The sequence below is a fragment of the Methylobacter sp. genome (genome assembly GCF_004322395.1).
GTDB lineage: Bacteria > Pseudomonadota > Gammaproteobacteria > Methylococcales > Methylomonadaceae > Methylobacter_A.
In genome coordinates, this window is sequence record NZ_SCTW01000143.1 from 45,767 (window position 1) to 69,647 (window position 23,881).

The 23,881-nt window shown below is 46.7% G+C and carries 23 protein-coding genes; 8 read left to right on the plus strand and 15 right to left on the minus strand.

What is annotated here, in order from left to right:
• Positions 1-63: 63 nt before the first annotated feature.
• From parC to EPO18_RS18780, 4 genes are all read right to left on the minus strand, one after another.
• Positions 64-2,295, minus strand: coding sequence for a DNA topoisomerase IV subunit A (parC, locus tag EPO18_RS18765; protein ID WP_292436053.1), 2,232 nt, complete (start codon positions 2,293-2,295; stop codon positions 64-66).
• A gap of 3 nt (positions 2,296-2,298) precedes the next feature.
• The gene (locus EPO18_RS18770; protein WP_292436056.1) at positions 2,299-2,796 is read right to left on the minus strand and encodes an acyl-CoA thioesterase; all 498 of its coding nucleotides are present in this window, start codon (positions 2,794-2,796) and stop codon (positions 2,299-2,301) included.
• A 236-nt stretch (positions 2,797-3,032) separates the two neighbouring features.
• Positions 3,033-3,269 carry a YlcI/YnfO family protein gene (locus tag EPO18_RS18775; RefSeq protein ID WP_292436058.1) on the minus strand — a complete coding sequence of 79 codons (237 nt, stop codon included), beginning with the start codon at positions 3,267-3,269 and terminating at the stop codon, positions 3,033-3,035.
• Complete coding sequence (locus EPO18_RS18780) at positions 3,269-3,679, minus strand: PIN domain-containing protein (RefSeq protein WP_292436060.1); 411 nt, start codon at positions 3,677-3,679, stop codon at positions 3,269-3,271. The genes EPO18_RS18775 and EPO18_RS18780 overlap by 1 nt, the downstream gene beginning before the upstream one ends.
• Positions 3,680-3,968: 289 nt before the next feature.
• Here EPO18_RS18780 and EPO18_RS18785 point away from each other — a divergent pair, with 289 nt between their 5' ends.
• A complete protein-coding gene (locus tag EPO18_RS18785) occupies positions 3,969-4,238 on the plus strand; it encodes a hypothetical protein (protein ID WP_292436063.1) in 270 nt (89 codons plus the stop codon).
• A gap of 122 nt (positions 4,239-4,360) precedes the next feature.
• Here EPO18_RS18785 and folP read toward each other — a convergent pair whose 3' ends face one another.
• On the minus strand, positions 4,361-5,221 hold the full coding sequence (gene folP / locus EPO18_RS18790; RefSeq protein ID WP_472850916.1) for a dihydropteroate synthase: 861 nt from the start codon (positions 5,219-5,221) through the stop codon (positions 4,361-4,363).
• A 377-nt stretch (positions 5,222-5,598) separates the two neighbouring features.
• On the opposite strand from folP, the gene EPO18_RS18795 reads away from it, so the two are divergent.
• Genes EPO18_RS18795 through EPO18_RS20755 form a run of 4 tightly spaced genes read left to right on the plus strand, consistent with a single transcriptional unit; the run spans position 5,599 to position 9,386 of the window.
• Positions 5,599-6,135 (plus strand): flavoprotein, encoded by a 537-nt coding sequence (locus EPO18_RS18795; protein WP_292436065.1) that lies wholly within the window; start codon positions 5,599-5,601, stop codon positions 6,133-6,135.
• A complete protein-coding gene (locus EPO18_RS18800; RefSeq protein WP_292436067.1) occupies positions 6,132-7,520 on the plus strand; it encodes a DUF6513 domain-containing protein in 1,389 nt (462 codons plus the stop codon). Before EPO18_RS18795 ends, EPO18_RS18800 begins: the two co-directional genes overlap by 4 nt.
• 7 nt (positions 7,521-7,527) lie before the next feature.
• Complete coding sequence (locus EPO18_RS20845) at positions 7,528-8,340, plus strand: DUF447 domain-containing protein (protein WP_472850914.1); 813 nt, start codon at positions 7,528-7,530, stop codon at positions 8,338-8,340.
• Positions 8,337-9,386 (plus strand): (5-formylfuran-3-yl)methyl phosphate synthase, encoded by a 1,050-nt coding sequence (locus EPO18_RS20755; protein ID WP_363331528.1) that lies wholly within the window; start codon positions 8,337-8,339, stop codon positions 9,384-9,386. Before EPO18_RS20845 ends, EPO18_RS20755 begins: the two co-directional genes overlap by 4 nt.
• A 163-nt stretch (positions 9,387-9,549) precedes the next feature.
• Here the strand turns inward: EPO18_RS20755 and EPO18_RS18820 are convergent, their stop codons facing one another.
• Entirely contained in the window at positions 9,550-10,152 is a 603-nt protein-coding gene (locus tag EPO18_RS18820; RefSeq protein ID WP_292436069.1) for a nitroreductase family protein, read from the minus strand.
• Between the two features lie 373 nt (positions 10,153-10,525).
• Between EPO18_RS18820 and EPO18_RS18825 the strand changes: the two genes are divergently transcribed.
• Positions 10,526-12,157 (plus strand): PocR ligand-binding domain-containing protein, encoded by a 1,632-nt coding sequence (locus EPO18_RS18825; protein WP_292436071.1) that lies wholly within the window; start codon positions 10,526-10,528, stop codon positions 12,155-12,157.
• A 458-nt stretch (positions 12,158-12,615) separates the two neighbouring features.
• Here EPO18_RS18825 and EPO18_RS18830 read toward each other — a convergent pair whose 3' ends face one another.
• Positions 12,616-12,981 (minus strand): hypothetical protein, encoded by a 366-nt coding sequence (locus EPO18_RS18830; RefSeq protein ID WP_292436073.1) that lies wholly within the window; start codon positions 12,979-12,981, stop codon positions 12,616-12,618.
• A 65-nt stretch (positions 12,982-13,046) separates the two neighbouring features.
• Between EPO18_RS18830 and EPO18_RS18835 the strand changes: the two genes are divergently transcribed.
• Both EPO18_RS18835 and cydB read left to right on the plus strand, forming a co-directional pair.
• On the plus strand, positions 13,047-14,408 hold the full coding sequence (locus EPO18_RS18835) for a cytochrome ubiquinol oxidase subunit I (protein WP_292436075.1): 1,362 nt from the start codon (positions 13,047-13,049) through the stop codon (positions 14,406-14,408).
• A gap of 45 nt (positions 14,409-14,453) precedes the next feature.
• Positions 14,454-15,467, plus strand: a complete 1,014-nt coding sequence (gene cydB / locus EPO18_RS18840) for a cytochrome d ubiquinol oxidase subunit II (RefSeq protein ID WP_292436078.1) — start codon at positions 14,454-14,456, stop codon at positions 15,465-15,467.
• Positions 15,468-15,676: 209 nt separating this feature from the next.
• On the opposite strand, the gene EPO18_RS18845 is transcribed toward cydB, so the two are convergent.
• The 8 genes from EPO18_RS18845 to glpK form a co-directional block, all read right to left on the minus strand.
• The gene (locus EPO18_RS18845) at positions 15,677-15,892 is read right to left on the minus strand and encodes a DUF2956 family protein (RefSeq protein WP_472850915.1); all 216 of its coding nucleotides are present in this window, start codon (positions 15,890-15,892) and stop codon (positions 15,677-15,679) included.
• A gap of 821 nt (positions 15,893-16,713) precedes the next feature.
• Positions 16,714-17,883, minus strand: coding sequence for an ExeA family protein (locus tag EPO18_RS18850; RefSeq protein WP_292436081.1), 1,170 nt, complete (start codon positions 17,881-17,883; stop codon positions 16,714-16,716).
• Entirely contained in the window at positions 17,883-18,620 is a 738-nt protein-coding gene (locus EPO18_RS18855) for an OmpA family protein (RefSeq protein ID WP_292436083.1), read from the minus strand. Before EPO18_RS18855 ends, EPO18_RS18850 begins: the two co-directional genes overlap by 1 nt.
• A 490-nt stretch (positions 18,621-19,110) precedes the next feature.
• The gene (locus EPO18_RS18860) at positions 19,111-20,430 is read right to left on the minus strand and encodes a (Fe-S)-binding protein (protein ID WP_292436085.1); all 1,320 of its coding nucleotides are present in this window, start codon (positions 20,428-20,430) and stop codon (positions 19,111-19,113) included.
• 7 nt (positions 20,431-20,437) lie between these two features.
• A complete protein-coding gene (locus tag EPO18_RS18865) occupies positions 20,438-20,875 on the minus strand; it encodes a hypothetical protein (RefSeq protein ID WP_292436089.1) in 438 nt (145 codons plus the stop codon).
• Positions 20,875-21,714, minus strand: coding sequence for an SIR2 family protein (locus EPO18_RS18870; protein WP_292436091.1), 840 nt, complete (start codon positions 21,712-21,714; stop codon positions 20,875-20,877). The genes EPO18_RS18865 and EPO18_RS18870 overlap by 1 nt, the downstream gene beginning before the upstream one ends.
• A 188-nt stretch (positions 21,715-21,902) precedes the next feature.
• Complete coding sequence (locus tag EPO18_RS18875; RefSeq protein WP_292436094.1) at positions 21,903-22,259, minus strand: hypothetical protein; 357 nt, start codon at positions 22,257-22,259, stop codon at positions 21,903-21,905.
• A 9-nt stretch (positions 22,260-22,268) separates the two neighbouring features.
• Entirely contained in the window at positions 22,269-23,774 is a 1,506-nt protein-coding gene (gene glpK, locus EPO18_RS18880; RefSeq protein ID WP_292436096.1) for a glycerol kinase GlpK, read from the minus strand.
• Positions 23,775-23,881: the final 107 nt, after the last annotated feature.

Below are 23,881 nucleotides of genomic sequence, written 5' to 3' on the forward strand. Positions count from 1 at the left end.
CTAACTACACAGCAATTATTTAACAAAGTACTCAGCGTAAGTTAATAGTTAACACAACGCCAATCACTCGCACTCCAAACCATCAACCCGCTGAAAACCGCGGGGTAATGCCGAACCCCTATTAGCGCGGTTGCCGGAATAATGCTCAATATCCGCGCCTTTAAGCGTTAGCTGCCGTTTACCGGCAATGATTTTCAACTGTCCGTTTTCAGGGATCGCTACCGCTGCGATCACATAATCTTTTCCAGCGTTCAGATCGGCTGTCGGGATTTGAATCAGCTTATTCCCTTTGCCTTTCGCCAAAGCAGGCAACTCAGCCACAGTAAAAATCAGCAAGCGGCCTTGCAATGTCACAACTGCCAGCAAGTCGGCTTCATTACTTATTTTCGCGGGTTTTAATACCCTGGCGCCGTCAGGTAACGTGATCAGCAGTTTACCAGCCTTGTTCTTGCTCAACAATTCTTTTAGCTGAACCCGGAATCCATAGCCGAAATGACTGGCAAGCACATACCAGTCGTCAGGTTGGCCTGCCAGAAGATGTAGGAATAACGAACCCGGCGGCGGATTGAGCCGTCCTGTCAACGGCTCGCCTTGAGTTCTGGCCGACGGCAGATCGTGCGAGGAAGTACTGTAAGACCGCCCGGTCGAATCGAGAATATAAACAGGCTGCGTCGTCCGGCATTTGACTGCATCCAAAAAACCGTCGCCGGAACGATAATTTAAACTTGCAACATCAATGTCATGGCCTTTCGCGGCCCTGATCCAGCCTTTTTCCGACAAGATAACAGTTAACGGCTCGTTGCTTATTAACGCCGTTGTTTCCAGCGCCTGCGCCGCATCTCTTGCTACAATCGGCGAGCGGCGGTCGTCGCCGTATTTTTCTGCATCGCGCTCCAGTTCTTTCCTGATCAGGCGATTTAGCAAGCGCGGCGAACCCAAAGTCTTTTCCAGTGCGGCGCGCTCCAGTTCCAGCTCAGCCTGCTCGCCGCGAATCTTCATCTCTTCGAGTTTGGCCAGATGCCTTAACTTTAATTCCAATATCGCTTCAGCCTGAATATCGGTAATGCCGAAGCGCTCCATCAGCACCGGTTTGGGATGGTCTTCAGTGCGGATAATTGCAATGACTTCATCGATATTAAGGTAGGCTATCAGCAGACCGTCGAGAATATGCAGCCGTGCCAACACCTTATCCAACCGGTATTGCAGGCGTTTTCGCACGGTTTCGGTACGAAACACCAGCCATTCAACCAGAATATCTCTAAGCCCTCTAACCTTGGGCCGTCCATCCAAGCCTATCATGTTCAAATTGACGCGATAACTTTTTTCAAGATCGGTCGTCGCAAACAGATGCGACATTACTTCATCCGCATCGATCCGTTTTGAACGAGGAATCACCAGCAAACGGGTCGGATTTTCATGATCCGATTCATCACGCAAATCTTCGATCATCGGCAGCTTTTTCGCCAGCATTTGCGCGGCTATCTGCTCCATCAATTTAGCGCCGGAAACCTGATGCGGCAGCGCGGTAATCACGATATTGCCGTCTTCCTGTTCGTATTTGGCGCGCATTTTGATCGATCCGCCGCCACTGATATACATTTTTTGTATCTCATCGGCCGAAGTGATGATTTCCGCGTCGGTCGGGTAATCGGGGCCTTTGATATGGGTAAAAAGCGTTTCCAGCGTACTGTCGGGGTCATCCAATAACTGGATGCAGGCATTGGCGACTTCCCGCAGATTATGCGGCGGTATATCGGTCGCCATGCCGACCGCGATGCCCATGGTGCCGTTCAGCAATATATTCGGCAGCCGCGCCGGCAATAACACAGGCTCTTTCAAAGTGGCGTCAAAATTATCCGTCCAGTCAACCGTTCCTTGACCCAATTCGCTTAACAAGGTTTGTGCATAAGCGGTCAGACGGGATTCGGTATAACGCATCGCGGCAAATGATTTGGGATCGTCCGGCGAGCCCCAGTTGCCCTGCCCGTCAACCAACGGATAGCGATAGGAAAAATCCTGCGCCATCAGCACCATGGCTTCATAACAAGCGGTATCACCGTGGGGGTGATATTTACCCAACACATCGCCGACCGTCCTGGCCGATTTTTTAAACTTGGCCGTCGCGGTCAAACCCAGCTCGGACATTGCATAAACAATACGCCGTTGTACCGGTTTTAAACCGTCTGCAATATGCGGCAAAGCCCGGTCCAAAATGACATACATGGAATAATCCAAGTAAGCTTTTTCGGTAAAATCCTTTAACGGCAGCTGTTCAAAATTCCCTTGCATGATCATAAATTACAAGCCATCCTTGGGTAAATCCACATGCAAGGCACGATTTCTTTCCAGACTTTCCTGGCGCATTTGTTTGCGCATTTGGGCCGCATCATAAAATCTTTTTTCCACTTCGTTATCCAGTTGTAGTCTTGGAACTTCCACAGTTTTTCCGTTTTCATCCAGCGCTACCATCGTAAAATAGCAGGAGGTCGTATGTCTTTTTTCGTCGGTTCTTAAATCTTCGGCAAAAACCTTAACCCCGACTTCCATTGACGAATGGCCGACATAATTAACATGCGCATAAAAGGTGACCAGCTCGCCGACATTGACCTGCTGTTTAAAGAACACCTGATCGAGCGCAGCTGTCACTACGTATCTTTTACAATATTTTGCCGCGCAGGCATAAGCTACCTGATCCAGCAGCTTCAATAAAGAACCGCCGTGTACGTTGCCGGAAAAATTGGCCATGTCCGGCGTCATCAATACCGTCATAGTCAGGGATTTTTCTTGTTTGCTCATTAAGATCTCACTTTCAAAGCCCGACATTACAGGCTGTCATTGTTCATGTAATTTTGTAACTGCTCAGCAAATGCCGGTTTTATACATAGAACACGAATGATACTGGTTAAACGGATTTTAATTTTTCCGCCGACCCCGGAAGCTCCATTTCATCAATGCTTATCAGTCAAATCCATGTCGTACATGTTCTATTTTCCTAACTGTTGATTAGTTACGTAATTTTTATCATAACTTGATTACAATTCCTCACCTATCTGTGTTTCCCGGTTTGGAACTTTAGCCAATAAGCGTTGAAAAGCTTGCTCATCAGCCCGTTGCACACGTTGCTGCAAATAATCCTCTGTTGCTATAGCCGAAACTTTCTCGGCAACCGCGCTGGCGATAAACTGATTGATGGACACCCCTTCTTGCTGGGCCAGCTCTTTAATATGCCGATGAACAGAGTCCGGCAGCCGCAAACTTAATGTACTCATTACAAACGTTCCAATAAGGTTTTAGGGACAATAGCCTCAACACCAAACTTATCAATGCCGGCAAAATCTTTTAAATTGTAGGTGACAATGGTTTTAACCTTTGCAGTCACTGCTAATTCCAGCACCAAATCATTCTTGGCATCGGGTAAATAAGGCCGCCATAAAAAATACACTTGTTGAAACCGGCTAAAAACACAGAGGTTATCTAAAACCACATCAATATCCTCATCCCGCAGATTTAGCGCCGTTTGATTACGCCTGATGATATCTTCATATTCAAACAATAAAGGCGTCGATAACGCCAGATGAACACGTCCTAGCGCAAGATGCTCCAATATCTTAAAAGACGCGCCGCTTGCCGAAGATAAACCGGAAAATAGGATATTGGTATCCATAATAATTTCAATCATACCATATACGGTATCATATAAAACCTTTAATGTAACAAATAATTGCTGTTTTTGGGGTATGAACAAGCACTTCCCTAATGATTTTTACCCTAAGTTGATACATTGGGGTGAACTACCTGTGACGTTCTCGTTAAAACCCGTAACACTTTTAACTTATTGTTTTATTAAGACATCAATGCTGCACAATGAAGTTGCAGGAAATTTGTGATGAGACTAGCATATCAGTTGCCGGCTTCAAATATGAGGCGGTATTTCATTTTTCCTTCAACTCAGTTATCGGGAGATCATCATGCCAAATCAAGACGAACATGACAACAGAACCGAACAACCGTTATCTTCACCGGATTTGAATGATACTGAAGAGAGTTTTACAGAGAATGTTGTCGGCACCTTTAAAACACTTTTATTTGCAATAGTTGGCGTGGCGCTGCTTTTAGCTATTTGGGTCTTGCTGCCCATGTTTCTTACTTATTTATCTGAGGGCGATTATCGCGCTCCGTCACAAATTCACCCAACAGACGCCGCAAGCAAAGGCGACCAAAATCCCTATAAAAAATAAGACTTACACGATAAGTTAATGCCTACGAACCGGACATTGCCTCTTTTGTCCGGTTCGTAGCTTTTATTCGGATAGCGTTTTTGTTGGATAGAGCGATAGCGCAAAATTAAATACCCAATCAACTATCGGCTTTGTTTAATTGCCCAAGCCACATCGGCTGCTTGCCGGTTTTCCTTGACATCATGCACCCGAAACATCTGCACACCGGCCATCACCCCTAATGCCGTTGTCACTGCGGTGGCGGTAACCAGTTCCAAAGGCTCGGTTACATCGCAAATCGTTCCCATAAAACGTTTGCGGCTGGTACCTAACAGAATAGGAAAACCCGTCGCCACCAATGCATCAAGATGAGCCAGCAAATCAAGGTTATCCTGCTTGCGTTTGCCAAAGCCTATGCCCGGATCGATCGCAATATTCTCTTTTTTAACTCCCGCCTTTAACGCCGCATTAATGCTTTCATTTAGAGCATCAAGCACTTCTTGCACGACATTTTCGTAATGCGGATTATCCTGCATCGTTTTTGGCGTTCCCTGGCTGTGCATCAAAATAATCGGTACGCCGGTTTTCGCAGCCAACGTCAAGATTGCCGGGTCCGCCCTGCCCCCTGACACATCATTGATAATATTGGCTCCTGCATTCAGCGCTGCTTTAGCGACCGCGCTCAAGGTCGTATCGATGCTGATCAAAATATCGCCGGATACACATTGCCTGATGGCTTCAATGATTGGAACGACCCGCTGGATTTGTTCACTAGCCGCGACCGGATCGGATCCGGGGCGGGTTGACTCGCCGCCTATATCGATAATATCCACGCCTTCGGACACCATAAGCTCAACCTGTTGCAAAGCCGCATTAATACCCGAGTATTTGCCGCCATCGGAAAAGCTATCCGGCGTCACATTTAAAATCCCCATAATCAGCGGCCTATTTTGTATGTCGTGAGGTTGCGGGAAACCGGCGCGACGTTTAAATTGACTGAACATTTCGTAACTCTCATTAATAACAGGTGAATCGACAAAAGCTGAAAAGAATATCACCACGAAGACACGAAGGACACGAAGATTTATTTCTTCGTGTCCTTCGTGTCTCGGCAATTGCTCCTGCATTGCTCTACCTCGGCAACCGCTCCATGCGTTGCTCTACCTCCTGCATCCTTGCAGTCGTCCTGTATCCATACAGTCGTTCGTGGTGAATAAAGATTTTTAATCGCTTGTTTACCAGTATTGTATTCCACGATTAATCTATTTAATTCTTATGCGCCGTCTGTAGATAAACAACATTTCCTAAAAACTCCTGTCTGCGAAATCGCCATATTGATTCATGTATAATGTCCCCATATTTCCAACTCTAACTAAATTTAATGGATAAGCCACGATTAGCCTGGGCCATTACCGGCTCCGGCCATTATATAGAAGAATGCCTGGACTTCCTGCTGACTCTGGATGATATTGATCTGTATTTAAGTCAGGCCGGAGAAGAAGTTTTAAAAATGTACGGAATTAATCTCGACGACGTCCGCAAAAAAATGCCGGTATACCGCGACAAAGCCGCTTCAGCGCCGCCGGTGGGACATTTTTACAAAGGCTATTACCATACTTTTGTAATGGCGCCGACCACGTCGAACACGGTTGCAAAATGCGTACTGGGCATTGCCGACTCGCTGGTAACCAATCTTTATTCCCAAGCCGGGAAATGCAGGGTTCCGAGCATTGTTTACCCTTGCGACATAGCCCCGGAAATGGAAACCACTGCGCCGGGAGGAAAAGTCATGGTTTATCCCCGTAAAATCGATCTTGAAGGCACAACCAAATTACGCGCATTTGAATACACAAGCGTCGTTGAAAGTGTCGATGAATTGATTGCCACCGTTAAAGAACGGCTAAGATCGTTAACATGAGCGAACATATCCTCTTTCTTACCGGCAGGTTGGCGGAAAAACAGCTGCATAGCATCCTTGAAAAAATGCAGCCCGAATTCATCTATACCGTGCATGAATTGGGTCTTAAGGTCGCAGCCTTAATGACCGCCGACATGATAGGCCGCCGCCTGACCGACACTTTCGGCGCCGATCGCATACTGGTACCCGGACGCTGCCGCGGCGACTTGGAAGCCTTATCCAAAGACATGGGCCTGCCTATTGAACGCGGCCCGGAAGAACTCAAGGACTTGCCGATGTTCTTCGGCCAAGCCGCGCACAAAATCGATTTAAACAACTACAGCGTCAAAATCTTTGCCGAAATCGTCGATGCGCCCAATATCAGCGTTGAGGAAGCCGTTCAACGCGCCTACTACTATAAGCAAAACGGCGCCGATGTGATCGATATAGGCTGCCTGCCGAGCACCGATTTTCCGCATATGGAAGACATCATTCGCACCTTGAAACAGGAAGGCTTTACCGTCAGCATCGACTCGCTTGAAGCAAACGATTTGCTCAGAGGCGGCAAAGCGGGCGCCGATTACATGCTCAGCCTGCACGAAAGCACATTATGGGTTGCCGATGAAGTCGCGGCGACGCCGATTCTAATCCCGGAAAAGCATGAAGATTTGGCTTCGCTGGATCGAGCCATCAACGCCATGCAAGCAAAAAACCGCAGCTTTATCGTCGATCCTATTTTAGATCCGCTGCATTTTGGCTTCACGCAGTCCATTGTGCGTTATCATGAAGTCAGGAAGAACCATCCCGATATTGAAATGATGCTCGGCGTCGGCAATATCACCGAACTGACCCATGCCGACACTATGGGCATGAATGCGCTGCTGCTGGGCATCTGCTCGGAACTAAACATCAACAGCATTTTGGCAACCCAGGTCAGCAAACATGCCTGCCGGGCAGTCAAAGAAGCCGATCTGGCGCGCCGCATCATGTTTGCCGCAAAAGAGCATGACATGCTGCCCAAACATATCGATCCCGGCTTAATGGCCTTGCATGAAACCTCACCCTTCCCTTATAGTTTGGAAGAAATCAAGGAACTGGCAGGCCAAATCAAAGACCCCAGCTACCGCGTTCAAATCAGCGCCGAAGGCGTACATATTTTCAACCGCGACGGCATACACAGCGCCACCGATCCATTCGACCTGTTTCCGAATCTGCATGTTGAAAACGACGGCGGACATGCTTTTTATCTCGGTGTTGAGCTGGCCCGCGCTGAAATAGCTTGGCAACTGGGTAAACGCTATACCCAGGACCAAGCATTGCAATGGGGTTGCGCAACCGACAGCGCAGAATCTACCGTTGACCTGCATACTTTTAAACCGGCCGGAACCACACTAAAAAAACATTAAAACACTAATGATCCAAGAAACCATAGTCATCACACAAAACAGTTCAGGTCTGGCGCATATTGCACCTATGGGCATTCATGTTATCGCCAGGGATGGTGTGTATGCCACAAGCCAGTCTGGAACTGGCGTGGCGACCGCCAAGCATGGTGTGTATGCCGAGAACCTGTCGGGAACAGGTTCGGCAATCGCCGCCGCAAGCCAGCCGGGAGCTGGCGCGGCGACCGAAGAAACACCGGACGAATTCATCATCCTGCCGTTTCGGCCCTCAACCACACTGAACAACCTGCTGGAAAGTAAAACCGCGGTCATCAACTATTGCGATGACGTACGAGTCTTTGCCGGATGCCTGACCGGGCGGCGCGACTGGCCATTAAAACCGGCGGAAAAAATAACCGGTCAGGTGCTCAGCTGTGCGTTAGCTCACACCGAAGTCGAACTGATCCGAGTTGAAGACGACGAGATCCGGCCTAAATTATTCTGTAAAGCCGTACACACCGCCAATCATGCACCTTTTAAAGGTTTTAACCGAGCCCAATATTCGGTGCTGGAAGCGGCAATTTTAGTCAGCCGGTTAAACATGATTTCGCTGGAAAAAATACAATCGGAAATCGACTATCTGCGTATCGGCCTGGAGAAAACCGCCGGGGACAAAGAGCTGGAAGCCTGGGGTTGGTTGATGACCGTCATCGAAAATTATATCGCCGGGGATGATATGTTTCCCGAAAACTTGCCGGAAACAGGTTCTGCAATTGCCATAGATGGCGTATATGCTGCAAGCCGGCCGGGAGCAGACGCGTCAAAGACTGAGATCATTGCATGACCGGAATGCTCGCCAGCGTTAACAGTATAGAAGAAGCTTTATTGGCATTGGCCGCGAACGTCGATATTATTGACTTAAAACAGCCGGCCTTAGGCGCTTTGGGCGCGCTTGACACTGACTTGGTCAAAAACATTGTCGATGCAATTGACGGCCGCCGTCCGGTCAGCGCAACCGTTGGCGACCTGCCGATGCAGCCTGAAATTGTTTACTCGGCAGTCAAAGCCATGGCCGAAACCGGCGTCGATTATATAAAAATCGGCTTTTTTCCCGGCGGCGACTGGCAGGGAACTATTGAAAAACTTGCTGAGCTCCCACGAACAATAAACTTAATAGCCGTATTATTCGCCGATACCCAACCGGATTTTGCCCCCATAGATTCCCTTAAACATATTGGTTTCAAAGGCGTCATGCTCGACACCATGAACAAAAGCAACGGCTCTTTGACTCAAATCCTGACAAAGGCCGACATAGCGCAATTTGTCAGACTGGCAAAAGACCGGTCTATGCTCTGCGGGCTGGCCGGTTCGCTCAAACTGGAAGACATAACCGGACTGATGCCTTACCAGCCTGATTATCTGGGCTTTAGAGGCGCATTATGTCTGGAACACAACAGAACAGCGCAATTAGGTAGGGAGTTAATTATGCAAATAAAACAGGCTATAGACGATCAAAACCTGCTCCAGTCAGAAAGTACTGAGAACCGTGTTTTGATTGCAGATGATAGTGAAATAAACCAATTGATACTGGCTAACATGCTTGAACTTAACGGCTACACCGTTGACGCCGCAGCCGACGGTGCGGAAGCCTTGCAATTGATCGGTGAAAATCACTATAAATTCGCACTTATCGACATTAATATGCCGGTCATGTCGGGACTGGAGATGATAAAAATCTTAAGAACCCAACATAGCCCGCTAAAAGTTGCCGCCATCAGCACTTTTGTTGACGACCATCAAAAAATTGAAGCGCTAACCGCCGGGTTTGATTACTGCTTAACCAGACCGATTGATGAAGAGCAATTGATGGCGCTGATAAATCTACGCTAGACTTATAGATATTGATACAGCTCGTCACCCTGGCAAATCCGCAGTTTTATAGCAGGCAGCCCGCATAGCAACGGGGAATGGGAGAGAATTCATGCCACGGCTCTCGCCCGATCTGCCTTTCTTGCCGATGAAACCCGATGAGTAGCCGAGAATCGCCAACAACTCATTCAATTCCCCTGCCCCATTGCCTTGCATAAAACTGTTCATTCAGTGCTACCCGAGAACGTGGACCTAACTCGGCTTCCTTAAAATCGTCATCAAGCACATCCACATCGGCCTGATAGCCGACAGCCATCATTGCCATCGGTTTGCAATCGCCCGGAAGATTAAAAACCTCTCGGGCTTTCTCGGCATCAAATCCGCCCATTTGATGAACAATCAATCCCAACGCAGTCGCCTGAAAACATAAGCTGAGGCTGGCGGCTCCGGTATCATGCATCGCCCAGCGATTTGGCTGACCGTTATGACTGAAATTATCCATAGCAACAGAAAGTATCAGAACAGGCGCGTTCTTGGCCCATCGCCTGTTTTTTTCAGCCAGCGTTGCAAACGCATTTTGCCAACCGGTTTCATCGGTGGTTTTATCACACACTACATAACGCCACGGCTGACCATTAAAACAAGACGGCGCCCAACGCGCAGCTTCCAGTAGCGTCAGCAGATCATCATGACTCACCGGCTTTTCAGAAGCAAAAGCTCTTGGGCTCCAACGCGCCTGAATAATATCGTGGATTTTTACACGGGTGGGTGCAGGTTTTTGTTGCATATTTGTCTCCTCAATCTGGTTAGATAAAAACTTAATACAGTATCAGTGCGCCGTCATGATAATCATGAAGCCCAGGCAAGCTTGCGGCGGCCTTCCACCTGACTTCAGGCTGAAAGGTAGAAAGGTAGAAAATATTGCAATTTATCTTAACCCACTTCGATGTGCTCCGTTTGAGTAACTTACTGTGTTAATAGCTTATAACTCTGTAAGAATTCGTTTACACTCTATTTTTGTCTATACTCACAATGGCGTTAGAGTGGACAGCTGTATTTTTTTGCTTATTTCATCCCGGTGTAATTGTCTTCATCTGAAGACGCTTGTAACTGAGCGGCGAATTGGGCATGAGAACTTTACATTGAGGCACTTCTGAATCATGAATGACTCTTCATCCAACACTGAAAAGCCGATTTTGTTTGTACGCAATCCACAGTTGGATCAGATGCGAGATCCACTCCCTGCATCGTGGAATAAAGAACTGACGCCGAAAGAGACTTCGGCGGATTCGGAGATCAATCTTGCTCAATTAATTGACTTTAGCCAATTAAATGATGTGTTTGCAAGCTACCTGGAAGTTATCGGTTTGCCTGTCTCGATTATCGATTTTAACGGCCATGTCTTAGCTTCCTCAAATTGGCAGCGTATATGTATTGAATTTCATCGTGCTAATCAAGGCACATTAATCCGTTGCCTGGAAAGTGACACAAACCTTTCGCGTCAAATGCAAGAAGGCAAGGATTACGCAATCTATCGCTGTCGAAACGGACTGACCGATTGTGCTTCTCCGATCGTTATTGAAGGACAGCACATCGCCAATCTATTCATTGGCCAGTTTTTCCTTAAGCATCCCGACCATAAAGAGTTTGAAGCTCAATGTGCCGAGTTCGGTTTTGACCATGACGCTTATTTCCAGGCTCTGGCAGAAGTTCCGATTGTTGAAGAACAAAAAATTCCTCATATCCTGAAAATGCTTGTGGGCTTTGCTAACCAGATTGCGAAACAAAGTCTTGCCGAGCATCGAGCCAGAGTTGCCTATGAGAGTGTTGAGAAACAGGTTATCGAGCGTACCAGGCAACTGATAGAAAAGGAACTGAAATACAGGCAGTTGTTTGAAAATATGAATAACTGCGTCGCTGTGTATACCGCAGTTGATGATGGGGAAGACTTCATCTTTGTAGACTTCAACCATGCTGCCGAGTTGCTGGAACAAAAATCACGCCAAGAGGTCATAGGTAAACGGCTTACGGAATGCTTTCCCGGAATCAAGGAACTCGGGTTGTTAACAGCATTGCAACGAGTTTGGAAAACCGGTGAGCCGGAACACTTTCCTATCTCGTCATATCGTAACAATCGTATTTCAGGATGGCGGGACAACCGTTTCTATCGCTTGCTCTCAGGAGAAGTGGTTGCCATCTATGAAGACATTACTGCCCAGAAACAAGCCGAGGAAGAAATCTACAATCTGGCTTATTTTGACCCGCTTACCCAATTGCCTAACCGGCGCCTGCTCAACGACCGATTGAGTCAGGCTATGGCAGCAAGCAAACGTAGCGGTTGCTATGGCGCAGTGATGTTTCTTGATCTGGATAACTTCAAACCGCTGAACGACAAACATGGACACGGCGTAGGCGATTTACTGCTTATCGAAGTCGCTAAACGCCTGAAAGAATGTGTGCGCGAAATGGATACTGTAGCGCGTTTCGGGGGAGATGAGTTTGTAGTGATGCTTAATGAGCTTGATGTCGATAAAGCCGAGTCCTATGCACAAGCTCGTATCGTTGCGGAAAAAATTCTCACGACCTTGTCCGAACCCTACCTACTGGCTATCAAAAACGATGAGCGTGCCGATACAATAATCGAACATCATTGCACTGCAAGTATTGGCATTACGTTGTTTATCCATCACGACGAAAACCAAGTTGACGTTATCAAGTTGGCTGACGTAGCAATGTATCAGGCAAAAGATGCCGGGCGAAATTTAATATGCTTTTATGATCAGAAAGCTTGAATTGACTAACCGGTTTAGTTCGATTTTTGACTGCTGGTTGACAGATAAAATTCGGCAGAGACAGACACAGGTTTTTAATGATCGGCTGGTCAATACTTTAAAGCTGTCCTTCAGAAACTGACAGTGATCGGCAACCACGCCCCCATTGTGGAAGGTCACATCACATCAAAGGTCACATCACATCAAATGAAACAATAATTTTTTCAGGACTGAGAGCTTGGTAAAGACAGGCTATACTAATGTTATATTTGAACCATTAATTTGCAATTACTCTCTAGTTTCAGTTGTGGAAATTTCTGTTTAATGGTCTCATAATAAAAATAACCATCAATACTGGAATGATCAGAATCAGGACTTTCGCATCCCTAGCCTAATAGGTTATGTTAACGGGTATGATAATCCAACAACGCTACGTAGAATACTTGATCAGTACGCCGATCAACTACTTATATGCATCTCTATGCGGTCGAATGGACGTCCGAACGGCTCCACCAATTCGGCGGCGTCAAACTGAAAAAGTACCGTTCAAGGTCAAATTGTTCAAGCTGATCGCCCCAGACGACGACATTGACTGGCCCATCACCCATGAGCTGAATGACATGCCCCGGCAAGTCGAAGAATTTCACCGCGAACTCAAACAGTTGACAAGCTCCGAGAAATGCCAATGCCGCAAAGCCCGTTCTCAGCAAAAATATATCGCTTGCTGCTACACCATCTGGATTTCCTTCAAAGATAAAGCGACCACCCTGAAAAAATCCCTCTATCAAGTCCGAACCGACTTGTTTTCCGACTATTTGCGGGCCGAACTGCGGTACCCCCAGCATCTTGCCCTATTTAGGGGAATAGCGAAAGTCCTAAGAATGTAATATCGAACAGGAGAAACATACCAATGGAAAGCTTACAAGACCCGATGTTTTTGTCACGCTTGCAATTTTCTGTTACCGCCATGTTCCACATTTTATGGCCGCTCACGACCGTGGGGATATCGCTTATCCTGGTAATTTTTGAAGGACTTTGGCTGAAAACGGGTGATGTCGACCATTATCGGCATGCGCGTTTTTGGGCTCAATTATTTCTGCTCAATTTTTCGGTGGGCGTTATCAGCGGTATTCCCCTGGAGTTTGAGTTTGGCACCAACTGGTCCCGCTTTGCCATGGTTACGGGAGAATTCTTCGGCAATATTCTGGGCTACGAAGGCGCTATGGCCTTTATGCTGGAGGCCGGTTTTCTCGGAATTATGCTGTTTGGATGGATGCGAGTTCCCCCAGTCATTCATTTGTTAGCTACCTGTATGGTAGCATTAGGGGCATCGTTATCTGCCTTTTGGATTATGGTTGCTAATTCATGGATGCAAACACCGGCGGGCATTCATTTGGAAAACAATAGGGTTGTGGTGGATAGTTATTTTGAAGCGATCTTTACCAAAAGCATGCCATGGGGAGTTTTACACATGTGGTTTGCCTGCGTAACGACCAGTCTTTTCGTAATCGGTGGCTTATCCGCCTGGTATATTTTAAAAAAAAGAAACGCCGATTTTTTTCTTAAGTCCTTCAAGCTCGCCTTAATTGGCGTGATTTTTGTGACGCCTGTTCAATTATCTCTGGGTCACGGCAGTGGTCGAGAGATATTTGCAAACCAACCGGCAAAAGGAGCGGCTATCGAAGCACATTGGACTACGAATCAGGAAGGCAAAGGTGCTGCCTGGAACCTACTGTCCTGGCCTAACCAAATGGAACAAAAAAACGCTTGGGCTCTTTCAATCCCGAACGGTTTAAGCGTTCTGGTGACCGGTGATCGGCACGGCCAGGTACAAGGCTTAAAATCATTTCCCCAGGCCGATCAGCCACCCGCTATTCCACTCATTTTCTATAGCTTCCGGGTTATGGTGGTGATCGGGTTGGTTTTTATGGGACTCATAGTGTGGACATCGGTCGCTTGGCTTAAAGGGCAATTATCAGCCGAATCCATTTGCATTAATCGTTGGTTGCTGCGTGCTTGGATAGCTTCAATTCCGCTTGGCTATGTGGCTACCGAATGCGGCTGGATTGTACGGGAGGTTGGCCGTCAGCCCTGGATAATTTACGGCCTGTTACGAACCCGCGATGCGGCATCGACGCTACCGGCGTCTGTAGTGGCAGTCAGTCTGGTTACTTTTGTGATTATTTATAGCGGTCTTTTTATTTTGTTTTTGATATTTGCCGCCCGCATTCTCCAGAAAGGTCCCAATTTGACATTAATGCCGCCATCATGAGGTGTCATTTGAGTTCACTTGATAACGCTTCCGAGGTCACGGGATATGGACACTGAAATTCATAGCATGCTCGCCAATATCTGGTTTTTTATTATCGGCCTGATGCTATTTTTATATGTCGTTCTGGATGGCTTTGATCTGGGTGTAGGCATTCTTTCGTTATTTACCAGGATAGACCAACATCGCACCATTATGATGAAAAGCCTTGAAAGTATCTGGGATGCGAATGAAACCTGGCTGGTATTACTTGGGGGCGCATTATTCGGCGCCTTTCCTCTGGTTTTTGCCATCACGCTACAATCGCTGTATATTCCGGTCATGGTTATGTTGTTTGCCCTTATCTTTCGGGGTGTCGCCTTTGAGTTTCGTCATCATGCCCGCAATAGCGCCCCTTGGAATCTGGTGTTTGGATACAGCAGCTTAGTCGCGGGGCTTGCTCAAGGGCTTGCTTTTGGTGGCTTGATTAGCGGACTGGGTATTACTGAGGGAGACTATCAGGGCAACATTTGGGAATGGTTTACGCCCTTTTCGGCACTGGTTGCCTTAGGTGTGGTTAGTGGCTACAGCTTACTGGGCGCAACCTATTTAATGATAAAGACCGAAGGCGCAATGCAGCGAATAAGCATTGCTCAAGCCTATATAGCAGCCGTCCTGGAAATAGTTATTCTAATAACGGTAGCCATCTGGGCAGCCCAGCTAAATCCTCATTTTGCAATGCGCTGGACAGATTCTGAAACAGGCTATTACTTGGATTTTTTTCTTGTTTTAGCAGTCCTTGCTTTTATTATGTTGATGCGGGCTTTAAGGATGCGGTTCGAATTAAGAGCATTTTTCTGGAGTGTCATTATTTCACTGGCTGCTTTGACCGCAATGACTATCGGCTATTATCCCTATATGATTCCTGCTTCGATAGCATTGACGCATGCAGCTTCTTCGAGCAGGACATTAATATTTATGCTCTCAACTATCGGTTTTTTGATTCCTGTCATGCTGATTTATAGCGGCTATCAGTATCTTGTTTTTCGAGGCAAAGTGCAAATTGATAGGCACACAGACTAATGCAGAAAGAACGACTGGTTCTATCGCATTATTCAAAAACCTTATCCGATTGGCGATGAAAAATTGGCCTACTCGCGCTTAACTGATCAATTGGTCATCAGCATTTGACTGGATTCGAAAATCTGGATTGAAGTGCGCCAAGGGATCGGTTTGTGAATGTCGTGGACGACTCCCTTGCTGAGGCTGCGCAAACAAACTTAAGGCTAAACCTATCCGAGACGAGAGTTACTGTCTTTTGCAAATAGCAATAACTTATGCTCATTGAATTCAAACGAGAAAATAAATGCCTCGCCCAACCATGTCAGAAACAGTAGCAGCCAAGGAAGCCAGTGCTGTCGATAAACTATTTTCTCTTGTATCTCACGGTCACCCGATTCAATCGGCTGCTCATTTTGACTTAATATATTCTTGAGTTTTCTGTTCAAGTCTCTGGCTTTTTCCTTTTGCTGTTTTTTATATACTGATGTTACGCAATTAGCCGAATTTAGACTGCATTACTATTTTTTATTATTTAAGGTGTCGCTACCGCGACATTATTTGAATCGGGTTCTCGCACCCGAAAGCGAGTTACTTTCTTTTGCTTTGCCTCGCAACTGCTCCTGCGTCGCCTAAAGCGCCTACTGTTGGTGCTCTCGATCTCCGTTCCAGACGCGATTCTACCTTCCCCATCCATGGGGTCGTACCTCCTGCATGACCCACAAGGAGGTGGGAAATGCAGATATTGCAGGAGCAAATATCTGTCCATGCAGTCGAAAAGAAAGTAACCAAAGAAAAGGCGGCCTGGTTGCCGCTTGAATCACTCGGCACATCCTTGTGCCTCGCCCTTCGGGTGCGATGCATGCAAATCGGCTATCCTGCCGATTTGTCCTGTGCTCGGCGCGGCATACGGGGCAAAAAACATCCGTGCGTAACATCAGATATTAACTTTAACAATACCTAACAACCTTATCTAAATTGACCCGGCCAATCCGGCGGGTTATGAGATATCTTTTAGTATTGCCTTTTCAAGTTGAGTACGATGTCCCTGTGTCTAGCCCAGAGACCAATAAGCGGCGCAGTGAACTTAACCGTCCATTGAATGAATAAAAGCTCCGGCAACTACTCGACCAATTCGTGGATGTCCGGTACAGAAGAATTTGTAGGGTCGGAACCAGCCTATAATAACTGTCGCAGTTCGGTCAAAACCCGCTAGCCCACTAAATGTTAGGCATGACTGCATCTATGGCGAACCAGACCGTAAGGCGTTTTACAGCGTTGAATACGCCCATAAGGCAGCCAAGGAGTCCAGTGAAGCCGGGGCTCGGTGGTAAAAGAATAAAACGCTTAACGTGAATGCGATTATTGATAATATCAGTAATGTCACCGGCACTTTTAAATCTATTTGATCAGCAGGAGATGAGTCGGCTTTCCCCATCCTTACTCTGGAAACGTCAGGAACTTCGTTTTTTGTCTCCCTGCTTTTCTGTTCCGCTTTCCTGGTAATAGACGGTGTGGGTTGTTCTGCTGTTTTAGGAACAGGTTTATCTGCTATTGGCTGTGATTCCTGATTTTTTATTTCTCTTTCTCTAGTATTTAGCAAACAAATGTAATGAAAAACGTCTGTTACCAATCCCATTCTCTGGGTTGCTTCATAGATATCCCGCGCGTCAACAGCTGGTTTTTCCCGTTCAAAAGCAACGCTAAATGATTTGTCGCACAATGAATTGATCATACGCGGTGTCCCACCGGCACTAAATGCAATCGAAAGTGCTTCCCAGCCGGTATCTGAAATGAGGGCGGGGGTACCACCAGCCACCTGAATGCGATGCGAAACATATTTGAGCATTGTATCGACATTCATCGTTCGCAGATTTTCGAGTGTAGCGATTCGCTGTTTAAACGGTTTCATCTCAGGCCTGTTTATCTTTTCCATCAATTCTTCCTGACCGAGAAGCAGCAATTGGATGAGTTTAATCGATCCTTCTTCAAGATTGTTCAGCAAACGGATGCCGTTGATAACATCGTCCGACATCAAATGCGACTCATCCATGATGATCAGGCACTTCTTTCCTTCGGAATTAATCTGTAAAAGGGCATTTCTGATGTCTCTCATAACAAAGGTCTTCTCAGACGATGACGGCTGTAATCCGAGTTCCTGGGCGAGAAACAGATAGAGGTTAGTGCTGTTTGCAGGCGGCTCGCCCATCCATATTAATTTGATTTTTTCAGGAAAATCGAATTTTATCATCTGGCTGAGGGTCGTTTTACCGGAACCGATCGGCCCGATTACAACGATTAGGCCCCGGCCGCTCTGTAAAGACCCGGATATCTGTTTATGTATATAGGCATGATCTCCATAGCCATAAAAAAACTGTGGATCCGGTACATTCTCGAACGGGAGTAAGTTGAGGTTAAAGTGCTCTGTGTACATATGCATTAACTTTTTCCTTCTTTAGGTTCTTTAGGCAAAAGCTTGACCTCGACTCTGCGGTTTTTTGCTCTGCCCTCTTTTGTGTCGTTGGAGTCTATTGGGTGGGCGTCGCCATAACCAATTACCGATATTCGTTTTGGCGATATACCTCGAGAAATCAATATATCCGCGATGGCTCTTGCCCTGCGTAATGACAAATCCATATTATCAATTTGCCGGTTACCGGTCGGTATATTGTCGGTATGACCTTCAATAAGGATGCGGCTGCCTTTAGATGCCACTATATCTCCGACAAAATTCTCTATCGTAGATAAAGCAACATCATTTACGCCATTCTTCCCGGGACGAAACGTCCAACCGCTAAAGACCGCCAGGGTTCGTGGCCTATTTTTAGCATCTGTGGCTTTAATGTCTTCAAGGGCTTCTTGTTTTGTTTTGAGTTGTTCCTCAAGTTGGGTAATTTTTCCCTGTAAGTCTGCAACAATGGCCCTGTTAGTATTCTGATCTTCGGCCAATCTTTCTATGACATTGTTTGATTCGGATGTAGCAAGTTTCTCGTCCTGATGAGAAATTCTGGGATTGGGGAGCCCCAGCGCCTTAATGGCATTGTTTGATTCAGATGTTGCCAGTTTCTGGTCGTCTTGAAGAGAATTTTTTGGATCCGGGAGCTCCAACGCCTTAAACGTGATAATTGTCGATAAGGTAAAAAATATAATAGACAGTCCAATAATAATTAAACGCATAATAAAGTGCTCGATTAAGATGAAGCTGAAGCGCAATGTATAACTGCGTGCCGATTAAGTTCTGTTACACCTTTGTTTTTTAATACCAAAAATAGTAATGCTGCAAAATCTAAACTGATGTTACGCAGTTGATTACACGATATAAGACGCGAGTCGATAAAACAATCAGTGCTAACACCTAATCACATGGGATTGAATATTTTTAGAATAAAAGAACAATGGGAAAATCAGTCGCAGCAGATCGAATGACGCAGGAATATTACAGTATTGATAACAATAACCGGGAAACGGCAAAGCCTATGCGTGAAAGGATAGTCTTTAGATTCAAAATAGAATTGCTATTGGCTAGGATTAGGAAAAGAGCTTGATTTGGATGGCGCTGAAATGCTCTCCTCTGCAAAATACACTAAATTCAGTATTTTCGAGCCAAGCTGGCGGCATGAAGATCATCCATAAATAAGGCGTCCAACGACAATACCGCAATATTACGTCACACAAGAACAGATACAGGCAACTGCCGAGCCAGTAACTGCAAAGGATGCTCGACCTTATGCTCATCTGCATTAAGATGAGCTCCACATCCAAAATTGCCGCTAACCACAACATCCGCTGAGGCAGCGGTAATGACTTGCTGTTTCAAAGCCCGTAATTGCCTGGCATTGTCCGGATGAGTCAACATGTAGCTGCCGCCCGCTCCGCAACAAATGTGATTGTCAGCCAGCGTAGAAATACTTAAACCGGGGATTTTTTGCAGCAACGCATAAACGGCTTGCTGATTTTTGAGAACGTTGCGCTGACTGCATGGCTCGTGAACTGCGACTTTCAGCTCGGATGCTGTCAGTTGTAGTCCGTCCGGCCAGTATTTCAGCAAAAATTCATTAATGTCATACAAGCGTTGCCGAAACAATTGTCCTGCTTCATCATCATTTTGATATTCGCTTAACATCGCCCCGCAACCGGTTGCGGTGTGGAGCACGGCATCGACATCCAGCGCGTTGAATACAGCAATGTTGTTATCGATCAAACCGGCGGCAGACTGGCCGTTGTGCTGGTGAATCGCCCCGCAGCAGCCTTGTTGTGGCGGTACCAGTACTTCGTAGCCTATTGTATTAAGCAAATTGATTGCCGCCAGCAAAGTCTCTCGGTCGAAATGTTCGGCGATACAGCCGGTGAACAACGCGACCCGGCCGCGCTTAGTGGCATTGGCGGGATAAGAAACAGCCAATGTCTGTAATGCCGGTTTACCCAGCAAGGCCTCGGCATCCGCCAAATGCAATTTTTTCAGCAATCCGCTACGCCGTAACGGTTTTTGCAATCCCAATTTCAAGTACACAACCAGCAATGGCATTAACCGCCTCAGCCACTCCTTATTTTCAATCAGCCTGAATGCCAGCGTTACCATCCATTTGGTGAGCATTCCAAAATCCCGCCCACCCTTCGACAAGCTCTGGGCGAACGGGATTTTGGAATGCTCAACTGAGGCTTTTAGGTTTAACTGGGCCTGAGTCTGATCGAATAACTGCCCGTAAGCCATCCGGCTTGGGCAAACGGTTTCGCAGGCCCGGCATTGTACGCAGTTATCCAGATGTTGGCGTTCATCGGCGCTGATCGGCAGGTTTTCAACCAGTAGTTTGCTGATAGTGCGGATGCGTCGGCGCGGAGTTTCTTCATCGATCCGGAACAGGCGGAAGGTCGGGCAACTGCTAACGCAGATGCCGCAACGCATGCATTCCCCCGCATCCGGGATATACGGCCCCAACTCGATTGGCTCGTCGGGCTCATCGTAGCTCATGTCCATGAAATCGAACATCTCAGGCCTACATCACCTTGGAATAAGCACGGCGCAGCAACTCCATTTCCGCAGGCGGCCTGCTGCGTAATTGCGTTAGAGTTTTCAGAGTACAATTTTTACTTTGCATCAATATATGCGGAGGGTCGAGCATCATGAAGCGCGCCATATGAACGGTGATAATGCCGCCGGGAGTATCGATTTGTTCGCTAAATTCCGGTTCGACGCGCAATATGTCATTATCCAATTGGAAATGCCGATTGATATTATTGACCAGCGATGCCGGATGAGTACTGACTTTGGCGGTTACAAACTCTTCAGGTTTCAGTGCGCTGGACAAGGCAGGCAGCGGTTCCGGAAAGCAGATACTGCCGTTGCAGTGTTGGGCGAATAAAATCAAGGCGCTGATGTCGCCTTTGTAATAAAGCAGCAGGCGATGATTGTTGAATGCGCCGGACTGGGTCATTAATTAAGCACGGCAGCCAGTAAGTCTTCAACGCCTAGATCCAAGATTTCCAGACCTATTTTTTTACAATAACGTCTTTCCTTATCGGTCGGATTCTTGTTCAAAACCCAGCCTTTTCGCTCTGCCGCGCCATAAACTATATCGCTCATGACCATGCGCTCCGAATCCCTGTTTAACGGCATACCTATAAACAGGTATTGCTTTCCTTTGCGGTATTCTTTAAGAAAATCCGGAATCGCAAAACCGCCCATTAACTCGGTTATGTAATCGACATAATCGGCGTCTGAAGCAATATAGCTGGCTTCCGGCTTGGGCGTACCCAAGGGTTTAAACAAAATGGGCAATCGGTGATCGATCTGATCCTGGGGTATTTCAAAATAATCGCTGCAATCATAATGATATATTTTAAACCGGAAGTGGCTTGCAGTGATTCTTGCGACGCCTACAATCAATGTATGCTCTTCATCGGCATAGCTCTCCTGCAATTGGGTATCCCTGTTTATATCGATGACATAAGCGGGCCGCCATTCTGCCAACCAGTCATGTACTGCCGCGCGCGTCCATTCTGTTTCGCCATACAATTTAGTGAGAAACTGCGCTAAAAAATTTCTGCCTCTTTTAAGCTCCTGGTTCATTGCCGCTCTGGGAAACTCGTACATAAGCTTGGGAGCCATCGGGTTGCCGTTATTCATAGCCAAAATCAGGCTGTTGCTATCGGCAGGCATGGGGGTTCCGGTGAGTTTATTGGTGGCATCGAAAAGCGCCCCCGGCCCCAAATACGGCACGACTGTATTTTCGTACAAACCGTTTAATATTTCAGAAAGGATCGAAGAAGACATTGCAAACTCCATTGTTTAAGTATGTGTATTTTTTACTTAAGCAATATTCAATCCAGTTTTTACAACCTCATGGTAAATACTATAAGAGAATGATTAACAACAAATTAATCAGGCTTCTATTGAAAAAATATGGTTAACATTTTGTCCTATTTGCTACAATCTTCCTGTATCTACAAACAGATGCTTCTTCATGAACGTACACGACGTACACGTTTTTCTTTCGGAAGCACCCCAAAATAATACGCTGCTAAAAACAATACCCCGATGCTGAAAAACACTTTCGCAAAAGGCCTTAAAGTATCGTCAAAAAAGAACTCTCCGATCATCCAAACTGCATTACCGCATATCCAGCTACTAACCGCCAAATTATGAAACAGATTGGCGGTATTTTTTCGTCCCAACCAGGTAATATGTAAAGCGGCCGCAATCGTGGGCACAATCATGACAATTCCTTCCAGCTTCCATTCCATCAACCAACAAGTGTCTTTCAAAAGCCATAACACAATGTGAAAATTTTCATATTCGCGAAGTTTTATTTCTATCATTAATTAACCTTATTCAACCCAATTTTTTGCTCTTTCCACGGCCTTAAGCCAATACCGTTTTAACGATTCAGCTTCCAGCGGCCGCATTTTTTTCTGAAACGACCGGTCAATCCGCCATTTTTGATTAAGCTCGTCGATAGTCCATAATCCTATCGCGATACCGGCAAGATAAGCCGCACCTAAAGCCGTGGTTTCCAGGTTGGTAGGACGGACAACTTCAACACCTGATATATCGGCCTGAAATTGCGCCAGTAAATTATTGACAGCGGCACCGCCATCGATTCTTAGCTGGACAATCGGCGTGCCGCTTTCAACTGAAAACAGCTGCAATACATCATCGACCTGAAAACACACACTTTCCAATGCCGCCCGGGCAAGGTGCGCAGAAGTTGTGCCGCGCGTGATGCCGAAGATCGCTCCACGCGCATGCGGATCCCAATGCGGCGCACCGAGACCGGTCAGCGCCGGCACAAAGTAAACGCCGCCGTTATCGTCAACGCTACCGGCAAGCTGTTCGCTATCCGATGCCTGCTCGAACAGCTCCAAACCATCGCGCAACCATTGAATGACCGCACCTCCGACAAACACGCTGCCTTCAAGCGCATAATGAATTTCATTGCCGATTTGCCAAGCAATCGTGGTTAACAAACCGTGACTTGAAGCGACTCTTTGCTGTCCGGTATTCATCATTAAGAAAGAGCCGGTGCCATAGGTGCATTTAGCCATGCCCGCATTGATGCACAACTGGCCGAATAGCCCCGCCTGCTGGTCGCCCGCAATAGCGGCAATTGGAATCCCCGCACCTATTTTTGAATTATGCGTTTGCCCATAGATTTCACTGGACGATTTGACCTCAGGCAGCAAAGATGACGGTATACCGAATAACGCCAGCAATTCATCGTCCCACTGCATCGTATCGATGTTAAACAACAATGTTCGGGCGGCATTGGAAACATCGGTGATATGCAGCTCGCCGTTGGTGAGCTTCCAGACCAGCCAGGAATCTATCGTCCCGAATGCCAATTCCCCCCGTTCGGCTTGCTCACGCGCACCCTCGACATGATCCAGCAGCCAGCTGATTTTTGTCGCTGAAAAATAAGCATCCAGCAGCAAACCGGTTTTAGCTTTAACCATAGATTCGAAACCGGCTTGTTTCAGGCGGATACAGTCATCGGCCGTGCGCCTATCCTGCCAAACAATAGCGTTATAAATTGGCTTGCCGGTGCTGCGTTCCCAGATTACCGTAGTCTCTCGCTGGTTAGTGATGCCGATTCCGGCAATATCCGCCGGACGCAGTTGGGCTTGCATCATGACCTGCTGAATAACTCCCGCTTGCGATGCCCATATTTCTTCAGCATCATGTTCCACCCAGCCCGGATGCGGAAAGTGTTGTTTAAACGATTGCTGTGCCATTGCAACCGTATTGGCCTGCTGATCGTAAAGAATGCAGCGTGAACTGCTGGTGCCTTGATCTATTGCTAAAATATAACGCATCGCTTTCGATTTAATGGACATGGAAAACAATAATTGTCATTATTGTATCTTTGAATCGGATATGGAATAGTTGGTCGAAAACATCAATTGAACTTGGTTTTGGATAGTTACCGATAAACATCTTTCAT